The sequence below is a fragment of the Vibrio phycocola genome, from assembly GCF_053850235.1.
Genome location: NZ_JBSQDJ010000001.1, coordinates 674,511 through 686,697 on the forward strand (window position 1 = coordinate 674,511; position 12,187 = coordinate 686,697).

General features: G+C 42.5%; 5 protein-coding genes. All 5 read right to left on the reverse strand.

What is annotated here, in order from left to right; translation table 11 throughout:
* Positions 1–68: 68 nt before the first annotated feature.
* The 5 genes from ACWU4D_RS03085 to ACWU4D_RS03105 all read right to left on the reverse strand — a co-directional run bounded on the left by ACWU4D_RS03085 (position 69) and on the right by ACWU4D_RS03105 (position 12,049).
* A complete protein-coding gene (locus tag ACWU4D_RS03085; protein ID WP_456049907.1) occupies positions 69–1,283 on the reverse strand; it encodes an HlyD family efflux transporter periplasmic adaptor subunit in 1,215 nt (404 codons plus the stop codon).
* Positions 1,273–3,471 (reverse strand): ATP-binding cassette domain-containing protein, encoded by a 2,199-nt coding sequence (locus tag ACWU4D_RS03090; RefSeq protein WP_456049908.1) that lies wholly within the window; start codon positions 3,469–3,471, stop codon positions 1,273–1,275. Before ACWU4D_RS03090 ends, ACWU4D_RS03085 begins: the two co-directional genes overlap by 11 nt.
* The gene (locus ACWU4D_RS03095; RefSeq protein ID WP_456049909.1) at positions 3,468–4,694 is read right to left on the reverse strand and encodes a TolC family protein; all 1,227 of its coding nucleotides are present in this window, start codon (positions 4,692–4,694) and stop codon (positions 3,468–3,470) included. Before ACWU4D_RS03095 ends, ACWU4D_RS03090 begins: the two co-directional genes overlap by 4 nt.
* Positions 4,695–4,882: 188 nt before the next feature.
* Positions 4,883–7,528: a sulfotransferase gene (locus tag ACWU4D_RS03100; RefSeq protein ID WP_456049910.1), complete on the reverse strand. Its 2,646-nt coding sequence runs from the start codon at positions 7,526–7,528 to the stop codon at positions 4,883–4,885.
* 378 nt (positions 7,529–7,906) lie between these two features.
* Positions 7,907–12,049, reverse strand: coding sequence for a beta strand repeat-containing protein (locus ACWU4D_RS03105; RefSeq protein WP_456049911.1), 4,143 nt, complete (start codon positions 12,047–12,049; stop codon positions 7,907–7,909).
* Positions 12,050–12,187: the final 138 nt, after the last annotated feature.

Here is a 12,187-nt window from a genome sequence, read left to right on the forward strand (position 1 = left end):
TCTGCATATTGCTGATTGGAGGCTCCGACCATAGACCAATGTCTTCTTGTTCTGTTACTACGAAACCATTACCGTTCACCTAGCGACTCAGAAAGTGTTTTACGCAATGGTTTCAACAGATAGTCGTATAACGTACGATCACCAATACGAATATCAACTTGCGTTGTCATCCCTGGCAGAATCTCCAGTTCCTTACCTGTAGTCGTCGTAACAGGCGTTGTTGGAATGGAGATATGCACACGATAAAAAATTTCATCACCATTAGAGGTTTGTTCTTTTAACGTATCGGGACTGACATAAACCACATTGCCAATCACTCCACCAAAAATAGTGTAATCAAATGGGTCAAAACGAACCATGGCTTCAAGATCTTTTCTCACCAACGCAATATCAAGTGGACTCACTTTGGCTTCAATGATTAATTCGTCATCAATTGGAATGATTTGCATCAGCTCTTCACCGGAACGCAACACCCCACCAATTGTTGTAACTTGAATGTTTTTTACTATCCCAGGCACCATCGCAACAAACACGCTGTCATCCAATTGTTGCTGGCGTTGCATCAGTACTTGTTCATTCTGAGCGATGGAATCTTCAGATTTGGTAAGCTCTTCGCTCGCTTCTTCAAGATAACGGTTTTTGCGAGAGACCAGTTTAGACTCAAGTTCGTTTAACGCACGCTCTGCTCGAATCTCTTCACTACGGTTAACATCACCATGCCGCTTTAATCCTTTCATTAAGTTAACTTCTTCTTTAGCCAACGCAATACCGTCTTCGTAGACCTTGATTTCATCAAGAAGCCCTTGGCGGCGCTGGTTAAATAGCGCCCGCTCAACCGTTAAAATTTCCTGATAATTATTTAGGTCTTCAGGAAACTCCAAGGTTTCTTGACCAGTCACTTCGGCTCTCAATCGTACCGTTTTCGCCTTTTGTGCAAATAATAATGCTTTAATTTCTTCAACTGACGCCGCAAAGCGAGTTTCATCTAATCGTGCTAACACATCACCTTTTTCAACTCGATCACCCTCGCGTACGTTCAAAACCTGTAACACACCACCGTCAACCGCCTTTATCACTTGTACGCGACTGCTTGCGATCACTTCTCCACTTGCACGGGCAACTTGATCAATACGAAAGACATTCGCCCAAGCAATAAACCCACAAAACCCAATGAATAAAATAAACAAAACAAGCGAGTAAGCACTATTATGTTTTTTACTTAAGCGTTCTGCTCTTCGCAATTGCACGGCTTCTGGGTCATCAAAAAATCGACTAAATAACACGATTTCGCCCTCCATTTGTTACGACTGGTTTAGAGCTCGAGTTCATTGTTTTATTCGTTCCCTGACCTCGGCGAGACATTAACTTAGCCATTACAATATCTGGGCTTCCATCTTCAACTACTTTACCTTGTTCAAGAGCGATTATTCGGTTCGCCATTCTCGAAGCGATACCAGTGCGATGAGTAGAAATAATTAAAATATCATCCGGTTTTACTTTTGAGTTGATTGCATTCAACACCTGTTCGTCACTCTCGTAATCGAGTGATGCAGTGGGTTCATCAAGGAGCCACACTTTAGGTTGTCCTAAAAAGACACGACCTAGCCCAACTATTTGTTTCTGACCACCAGATAATCCTTCGCCACCTTCGCTAATGGGTAAGTCCATATTGCGAGGGCTAGCTGATGCAATTCTATCGATACCAAGAGTTTCACATACTCGCAGTAACTCGGAATCACTGACAGCCCCGGAGAGCGCGAGGTTCGAACGTAACGTCCCTTTAAACAAGTGCACATTTTGTGGAAGATAACCCACTTGGTCGCTCACGACCGCTGGGTCTATTTCCCATAACTCCGCATTGCCAAGTTTGACACTTCCTTCAGTCGGACGATATAAGCCTGCTAACACTTTTAATAACGTTGATTTACCGCTGCCGATCGCACCAACAAGAAGTACTCGATCACCCGCTTTAAAATCTAATTGAGGAATATTTAATTGCAGCACTGGTGATTCAGGAAATGAAAAACTCACGTCGCGTAGAGCAATCGCATCTGGTGCTTTTTCTGGCACCAACAAGGATTGCTCTGGTTCACGTTCTGTACTTAAATCAAGCAGTCCGTCTACCATAGTAAGCGCTTGAGACACGCCTTGCCATTGAGAGATAATTTGAACACTTCGTGCAATTGGCCCAATAACACGCCCACCCAAAATACTACAACCGATCAATGCGCCCATACTAAGGTTACCGCTTTCTATCTGTCCAACCCCAACGACAATTGCTGCAACATACGCTAATGATGATAAGCTTCCAACAACATTGATTGTCCGATTACTGATGTCTTTCTGAGTAATGTTGTAGCCAGAAATAGAACGAGTAATATCCTTCCATTGATCTGAGAAACGCCAACTTGCGCCACTCGCTCGTATCGATTCCGATCCACGTATTACATCAACGAGCAAACCTTGTCGTTCGTTACTTCGAATCATTCTTTCTTTTGCTAAGGAGCGTAAACGAGCCTGAGCAAACAGTCCGATCAACAGCGCTACCGGGAGTAGCGCCACATATACCCACGCTATAGGCCCGCCGATAAAACTGATAAAAATGATAAATACTAAGGCAAATGGCATATCGACCAAGGCGAAAATAACCCCAGAAGAAAAGAATTGTCGAACTGAATCTAACCCGCCAACTTGAGCTGCTAATGTCCCAAGACTTTGTGGTCTAGTATCTAGACGTAAGTGCATTACATGTTCGAACACTCGCTGTGATAAATTACGGTCGACGTTACACGATAAACTGTCGAGTATTCGATTTCGGGCTTGCTTTAAAAACCAGTCGATGAGAATCACGATCCCCATTCCACTGACAAGTGTCCACAAAGTCGCATACGCTAACGTTGGTACTACGCGGTCATAAACTTGCATCGCAAAAATCGACGTCGCCACTGCAAGCAAATTGATCATTAATGTTGCTATCACAACATCTCGTAGCCAACCCTTGGTTCGAAACAGTTCTTGCCACACCATTGCCGAGGCACGTTTACCTTTTGAGGCGCCTTCTGCTGAACTTTTTCCCATATCCGGTGTTTTAAGCCACAGAACTTTCGCCGATTGAAGCATCTCTTCTTCAAGGTCAATCCGTTGGCCATTTTCATCGGACAATAGAATTTTGCCGTCTTCACGTTCAGCCACCAGCCATTGATTGTCGAGCCATAACAGTGCAGGTAGGCGTCGTTGGTCAAAACGGTGCCAATTTAGTTCCATTGGCTGTACGCCACGCAATTTCAATTTTTGAAATATTGCGCCAAGACGCGTCAACAATGGTGACCCTGTTAACTCCTCATCAACGGACTTAATAGCGTTATTTAACGCTCCTTGCTTTACACTTACATTGAGGCGCTCAAGTAACGCTTTTAAGGGCTGATTTGGTATCGGCAATAATGAAGACGGGTTTTGCGTTGTATCGTTCATCGAGTTACTCCAGTCAACCGATCCAATTGACCAGCCATAATTGCAAGTTTAAGTGTCAGCGCTGAAAATTGCTGATCTGTCTCGATTAACGAATACCGCATCGTCGTCAATTCTCGTTGTTGATTCAGTACCTCCACCCAAGTTTTACGGCTGGTTTCATACTGACGTAAAAATGAAGACATCGTTTTCTCGAGCGATGCCACCGACTTTAGCTGTGATTCTCGTAACTGCTGTTGCAAAGATGCATTTAAGAATAAGTTCTGAGTTTCGCGTTCGACTTCATTTCTGACACTATCGTATTCGTACTCGGCCGCAACAATTCCCATTTCAGCTCCTTGAGCTTGACTCAAACCCGCGGCACCCATGCCTTCCAATGAGCCTTCGACAACCAGTCCAACACGTGTTTCATTGTCATAATAGTCGTTTAGATACTGCTGCACTTTTAACGAAACCGTCGGAAAAAGAGCACTCTTTTTTTGCTGATGCTGACTTTTTGCCAATTCAATTAGCTGTGCGGCATGAGCAATATCTGAGCTGTTTTCTAATGTGAGTTGTTTCAAACGCTCTGAAGATGGGAGTTGTAAAAGAGCGGAGTCAATCGCCAGCTCAGCAGTAGTTTCCACACGAGTTAGTGTGTTTAGTTCATTGAGTGCGGATTGTAACTCGGCTTCATAACCGAATTTGTCGGCCGTTGCCTGCAGCAAGCGTGATTCTGCCAAGTTAACATCGGCATAGGACGCTAACTGGCCACGATGCCGTCGCTTGATCTTACCAAATAGCTGTTGATACGTTTCGACATTACGTGTAGAAACATCCAATTTATATCGAGCACTCAATACTTGTGTGTACGCTGTGGCAGTGCTTTCCATCAATTCGCGTTTAACCTGCAACAACGCCTGCTCTTCCAACGTATAATTGGATTTAGCTGCCTCAATTGTCGCATCGATTTTGCCAAAGGCCCATAAGGGTTGAGCAACTTCGATAAAGCTCGCATTATCACCTTGAGTTGTAATTGAGCCATTTAGCGATGGGTAACGCCCCGCCTTCGCGGCGTCAATTTGACTGTCTTGAATAGCAAGCTGAGTGTTTTGTCCTTTAACCGCTGGATTATGTTCTAAGGTGGCTTTCAGTGCCCCTATTAATCCAACATTTACATCGTTCGGTGACGATAACATCACAGACTCTTCGGCGACTGAAGGTAAAGGCGTTATAGATAACGACATGAATACAACTACCGATGTGACCAAACTAAATCGCTTTAACACGTAAATACCAACCATTAGCCAGAACTATACTACACAGCAAATCATAACATGATTGCCATAACGACATTTTAATAATGATGAGCTTAAAACCTGATTAACTCAAATTTCCCACTCATAAAGGTTACCCTTTCCACATTCTACCTATGTCAATCTTCGTCCAAATCTTCATCCACCAACGTTCGATTCACTTTAGTTCTCAATAAGGCTGCCTTTTCATGCTCTCCAATTTCTTCATAAGCCAAAATTAAGTTATCGCGCCAATCTTTTTGCCAAGGGCAAGTGTCGAGAGCTTTCTCAAGCAACTCAATACCGTTTGCGATATGACCTTTACGGCAGTAAATTAACCCCACCATATAGTTCGCAGCGGCATGTTCTGGATTATGATGCAGCATTTTCTTCAAACTCATTTCGGCTTCATCAAGCTTGTTATCTCGAAAAAGAGCAACACCATCTTGTAGAAAACCTGGTTCAGGGAGGGTCAACATATCGGTGATAGGATCCGGCACGATTTTGGCATTGGTTCCCTTAATAAGTGGTTTGAGGTAACGTTGGTAATGTTTCCATTTGGCTTTAGATGTTTTGTAAATCGGCTGACGTACTTGCCATACACTCGCTGTTTTCACTGGCCTATCTAACTCATTAAAACCAAGTACCTGATCTTCCCACTCTACCCCAATATATTTGAGCATTGTACGCGCACTTCCCTCTAGGTCTTCGACTACATCTTCATAGTTGAGTTCCAGAATCTCTCCGGGAAATACTTGATTCCAGTGATGCATTAACAAATTATGATCGGCAAGTTGCTCTCCAATCCAAGTTAAGTCATACGCAAACCCCATACCTCCGAATTTGGCTTGATAATCGGTAAAATAGTTAGAGATTGCGATATCTCTTGGGTCACGGCGAACCGAAATGATTTTTGCATTAGGGAAGAGAAATTTAATCAAACCAACATGTTCAAAGTTGTGTGGTAACTTGTCGACCACATGGATCGCGTCGGGTTTATCCTCCGCCGCGAGTTCTTTAAGTTCCGTAATAATGCTATCACTGATTTTCTTCGCTAAATAAGGTGAAATATCGTCGACACAATCAGGGTAAGTTCGACCGGAGCCTACATGACGTTCCCAGCGTTCTAACCCCTGTTTCCGAGCGGGGATCACACCTAGCTCTCCAGCTCCAAATATCTTGCTATGACCAGAAATAATCTGTTCGACTAATGTGGTACCTGAACGAGGCATACCTAAAACAAATACCGGAAGCGAAGAATCGCTACCACACTCTTTACGATGCTGAAATAGCGCCTTACTAAAGCGAGCACGAATACGAGCACACTGATTGCGATGCGCTTTTGGATCATAATTCAGCCGAGCTTTATTAACGTCATTCCCTTCTACTGCGAGCTCGAACGCTTTGTCATAATCTTTTCGTTTTTCATAAGCTGACGCTATTTGTAATAACAACCCACTTTTTACGCTACCTTCTAATCCAGGTTGACGGGCAACCTTTTCCATACGATTCAACGTTTCCACATCGTCTGGAAAGCGTCGTGCGTTAATAAGTGAAGAATATCCTTTGGCAGGATCGATCTCTTTAATGCGCTCAAACAGTTCAATTGCAGCATCTATATTTCCGCACTGCATTTGCAACTGACCTAAGCCAGAAAGTGCAGGTAAAAAGTAACGGTTATCGTCTAATATCTGATTAAAGAGGGTCTCAGCCAAATCATAATTTTGCTCCTGACTTTCAACTTGAGCGAGTGCGTTTTTAGCTTGAACTTGAAGCTGCGTGATCATTAAAGATGACGTTTGTTGGTCTTCTTGTAATGCTTGTGCTTGCTCAATAGCCTGTTCTGCGGCTTTACGTGCACGTTCTGGCATACCGGTCAAACATACGGCCGATAAACGAACCCACAAAATGACTTGCTGTTTATCTTGCTCTTTTGCAAAGCGAATCGCTCGGCGCAGTAACTGGGCTGACTGCAAATGACGTCCCAAAACCTGAGCCAGCTCAGCTTGCTGAGAAATTAAATTAAGACTTTGAGGATAATGCTTTAACGCCGAATTTAATGCATCAATGGCCGCATCGTGTTTATCGTGACTTGCCAACAAAGCCGCATAACCCGCCGTTAATTGAGTCCAATCATTCTCTTCAATATCATCCCTACGCTGTTCAAGCCACTCTTCTGCTTGTACTTGGTTCTCTGTCGCAACCCAGAGCTCTAATTGCAATTGGCGAAGTTGAGCACTAAAGAAATCTTGGACCGATTCGGACAGATCATCATATTGGTGGCCAAACTGATCAATGGCCTTGTCTAAACTTTGTTGGGCATTGTAGAAATCTTTCTCTCTAAGATAAAGACCAATCAACGCATTCCACACCGGCAAGCGATGAGGCGCTAGCTTCACTGATCTTCGGCAAAATTCGAGAGCCTGATGTGGTTCACCCTTAGCCATATAACACCAAGCAAGACGAGCTTGTAATAGAGCGTTTTCAGGAAGAGCTTCTTGTGTTTTTTGAAGTAGTGACAATGCATCATCAACGCGCTGTAGTACACAATACACACCGGCAAGATCGATTCGAGCCTCACTATCTAATTGCTCAAGTTGATCTTCCAAGCGTTGACATAAACGGATACTTTCGGCTCGTGCACCTAGGTTAGCGTGTGCTAATGCAAGTAATGGCAACGCTTGCTGGTCATTAGTTTCCGCTAAATACCTTTCCGCAGCCTGAGCTAATTCACTAAATTGTTGCAGATCAACCAAACGACGCAGACTGGCAATTATGGACACCATAACCTCCTGAGAGTTAATGTAAATTTTCAGTATAGTAGCAAAGATATCACGGTATGTAGTAATAATTAAAACAGCTGAAATCGAACAAGAACGGATATATAACTCAATTACTATAAGTCTACTCTTAGCTACCTTATAGAAAAATTGCTCTATTAATTACAATGTAGAAAGGAAGCCTAGGTTTTCAAGCGGATTTCATATAATTAAATGTGTTGATAGGAGGATCAATACATATTACGTCTGTCGCAATAGTAAAATAAAGGAACACTCCTTTTATATTTTTTATTAGAGAGATTAGATCTATCTTAGAAAGGACAAACTACTATTGTAATTAACATCCCTAGAACAATAGTAGAATTTGTCTGATTTTAGTGGGCGTTATACAGGTAGTGCAGCACTCGTTGGCAATGAGTTTGTATAGTTTATCGCTACTGGCAGTTGAGACCCATTGGTAATGTTAGCAATCGACCCATCCCAAAGATAAACTTGATTAATATTACTAACTTGTGATGTCCACTCAACCGCTCCTGTGTTAATAAGACTTGATATATCGCTATCCCATGTCTCAGTTCCACTAACAAAAGTTATAGAGTCATCATTCCCTAAATTATTGGGTTGTGTCCATTGCTCGACTGCAGTTCCATCATAATCACCAGCAACAACATAGATAGAGTAAGTTGTATTAGCATCGAATGATCCACCATTGCCCGTAGAGTCACCCGTTGCTAAGTCAAATACCACAGTCGCTGTACTGTTTTCATTAAGATCATTAACCGCTAACGTGACATCTTGAGTTGATGAGTTCGAAAATGAATCCGTTGCAGTCACGGTAAACGAGTAGCTTGATTGAGACTCGAAATCTGGGTCGACATTCAATGTAACTGCCCCCGTTGATTCGTTAATACTAAACGAACCCGCGTCCGCTCCTGAAATACCGTATGTGACACTGCTATCATCAACAGCTGCAGCGGTGTATACCACTTGACCACTTCCACTATTCTCATCAATAGCACTTGCAACGGCACTACTTGAAAATACTGGAGCAGATACATCTGTGTCAGCGACATCATTAACCGCTAACGTGACATCTTGAGTTGATGAATTCAAAGATGAATCTGTTGCAGTCACGGTAAACGAGTAGCTTGGTTTCGACTCAAAATCTGGATCGACATTTAATGTCACAGCCCCTGTTGTACTGTTAATGATAAATGAGCCCGCGTCCGCCCCTGAAATACTATATGTGACACTGCTATCATCTGTCGCAGTAGCTGTGTATACCACCTGTCCGCTACCGCTGTTCTCATTAATTGGACTTGCGACGGCACCACTTGAAAATACGGGAGCAGATACATCTGTATCGGCGACATCATTAACCGCTAACGTGACATTTTGAGTTGATGAATTCAAAGATGAATCCGTTGCAGTCACGGTAAACGAGTAGCTTGGCTTCGACTCAAAATCTGGATCGACATTTAATGTCACAGCCCCTGTTGTACTGTTAATGCTAAATGAGCCCGCGTCCACTCCAGAAATACTATATGTGACACTGCTATCATCTGCCGCAGCGGCTGTATATACTACCTGGCCGCTACCACTGTTCTCATCAATAGCATTTGCAATGGCACCACTCGAAAAAACTGGGGCCGAAGTGTCTATGTCTATAACAGACAATGTTACATTTTGATTGGTATCATTGCCTGCTGTGTCAGTTGCAACAACAGTGAAGTTATAACTCGATTGACTATCGAAATTTGGGTTATCCTTTATCGAAACCTTACCATTCGAACTGTTTATGGTGAAACTGTCTTTATCAGCTCCTGACAAACTATACGTTACGCTACTATCGTCAGTTGCTATTGCAGTGTAAACCACCTGATTACTGCCACTGCCTTCTTCTATCGAAGCAACGTTAGAACTGGTGAATACCGGTGCGGTGTCATCAAGATTGTTTATCGATAAAGTAACTGGTTTATCCGATGAATTCCCGTTTGCATCAGTTGCCTTAACGGTAAACGAGTAACTCGACTTTGCTTCATAATCAGGAGAAGCTTTAAGCGTCACCTTGCCAGTTGAACTATCAATATTAAAGCTATTTGCATCGGAACCGGTAAGGCTATAAGTTACGGAATTTTGGTCGGTGGCAACGGCAGTGTAAACTAATGTACCCGCATCAACATTTTCATTAACTGAAACAGAGTTTGAGCTTGTGAAAACTGGATTGGTATCATCGACATCCTTTATGTTCAAAGTAACATTCTCTGTATCAGAGTTACCTGCTTTATCTGTCGCTACAACGGTAAACGAATAACTCTGCTTTGTTTCATAATCAGGAGAAGCCTTTAATGTAACCTGACCTGTTGAGCTATTAATGCTAAAGAAGCTCTTGTCTGCACCGGATAAGCTATAAGTTAAAGATGAGCTGGTGCTAGCACTATCATCGATGTCCGCTGTATCAGCAGCTGTAACAGTATAAACCACCTGACCATTACCACTATTCTCATTGATTGTAGCCGCTACCGTACCACTCGTAATTTCAGGATCACTTTCATCAAGATCATTCACTGAAACAGTTACAACGTCACTTGAAAAATTACCTTCTACATCAGTCACTGTTACCGTAAATTGGTAGTTAGGCTTAGCCTCAGCATTGGGGTTAATCGTTAGCGTAACTTTACCTGTTGAAGAATCAACACTTAAATCTGAGTCAACGTTACTAAAACTAAAGGTTAATTTACCACTGCCTTGATCCGTTGCTTCAACTTCATATACAACTTGATTTGCTCCACTATTCTCATCAACGGAAACAGAGCTAGGACTATTTATAGAAGGCGCATCTTCATCCACATCTGTAATTTCAAGGTTTACATTTTTACTAGTGTCGTTTCCGTAACTATCCGTTGCGATAATTGTAAATGTATAACGAGTCTGGGATTCAAAGTCTGGGTCTGCAATCAGTGCTACTTCCCCTGTTGAGCTATTTAAGCTAAACGCGTCTGAATCTGCTCCTGATAATGAATAAGTTAACGCACTGTCGTCTGTCGCCGCTATTATATACACCACTTGTCCTGCACCACTATTTTCAGCAAGCGTCTTGGCATTTGAACCACTTGTGATTACAGGATCAACGGTATCAATAAGACCACCCAAATCAATTCCACTGTCATCACTTATTTCAAAGGTATCCGCCCCATTTTCAAGTATTGCAGTCCCTGTTTGAGTTATCGACGCAGCGCCACTTGAGCTAATAGTGATTTCATTAGATAACTGGTTGATTGTTTGTGAAAGGCTTCCAGTATTAGTATCAGCACCAGAAAGCATCGCCAAGACTTCACCATACAGCTCAGCATCTGTATTTCCATCGATATAGCCGTCTTCTAAAACGGTAACGACATTACCAGTAATATCTGTAACACCGAATAGAGAACCAATCGCCTCATTGACAGCAATATCTTCACTAGATACAGAAATGTTATTGAGATCGATCCCAGCTTTTTGTACTGCAAGCTCTGTCAGAGGAGTAACACTAACTTCGACGGAGTTTCCAGAAACTGTTGTCATCGCACTTAACGTAGTAGAAAGACTAGTACCTACTCCACTAGTTTCGTCGATATAATCAGCGTCGGTCCCATTAATATCTGATATTACGACCAATACTGGGCCGGAATAGCTTGAACCTAATGTTAATGAAACGCTACCATTACTCATGTCCACGTTTTGGCTAGCTAAAACGTTTCCAAATTCATCATATACAGTAACACCGACAGTAGAAATAAACTCACCGGCAAATGCTGATACGCTAACTGACGTAACAGCGGATGAACCACCACCGCCGCTCCCACTATCGCTTCCACCAGCTAGACCCGCGACACCGGCTGCTCCGAGTACACCAAGGGTTGTGTATAAAAGGCTATTTCCGCCTGAATCAGAATTACCTGATTCAATAGCAAAGCCATTAGTTGGTTCCTCATCAGATATGCTTACGAAATCTGAATCAGTAGTTGTAACTCCGGTGTCCGTTAAACCTTCAAGACCAGTATAAGAATCTTGAGTTACTTCATCCAAAGTCTCATTAGTGACGCCGTCACCCAATTCTGGTTCCGTTAGAAAGGCTGTAGTAGATTCAAGCTCAGTTAACTCTTCTACACCAGAATCTAGATCAAGAGAATCAATTTCAGAATTCCAAACCACGCCAGGTTCTGAGCCTATATCGCCACCAGCAACTAATGTCCCATCTAATTCTTCTGATCCGCTAGATGGCTCAAAATCCCCGTCAAATGAATATACTGCAGGTTGGTCCATTGCCGTGTAGAAATCTTCCAAGATAGCTACAGGTCGTTCATCATGAATAATTTCAAGCTTATCGCGGTAGTGTCTAAGTTCTAAGTCTTCAACAACCGAATTTCCATTACTGTCAACCAAAGTGTAAATGGCGCCAGGTTGGGCATAGTACACCATATGAATTTCGCTTAATCGCAAAAAGGAAACCTGACCATTGGATACAACTTTAAGCTGTAGAGACATACCGCTACCTACTATCAATTAATCTAACTTATGCAACATTCTACAAACAAAATTCATATTTGCCACTGAGCAGATTTTGAGAAAACCCAAAAAACCTACAATATATAAAGCTAAGATATTGTTATTAAATCATTTTTA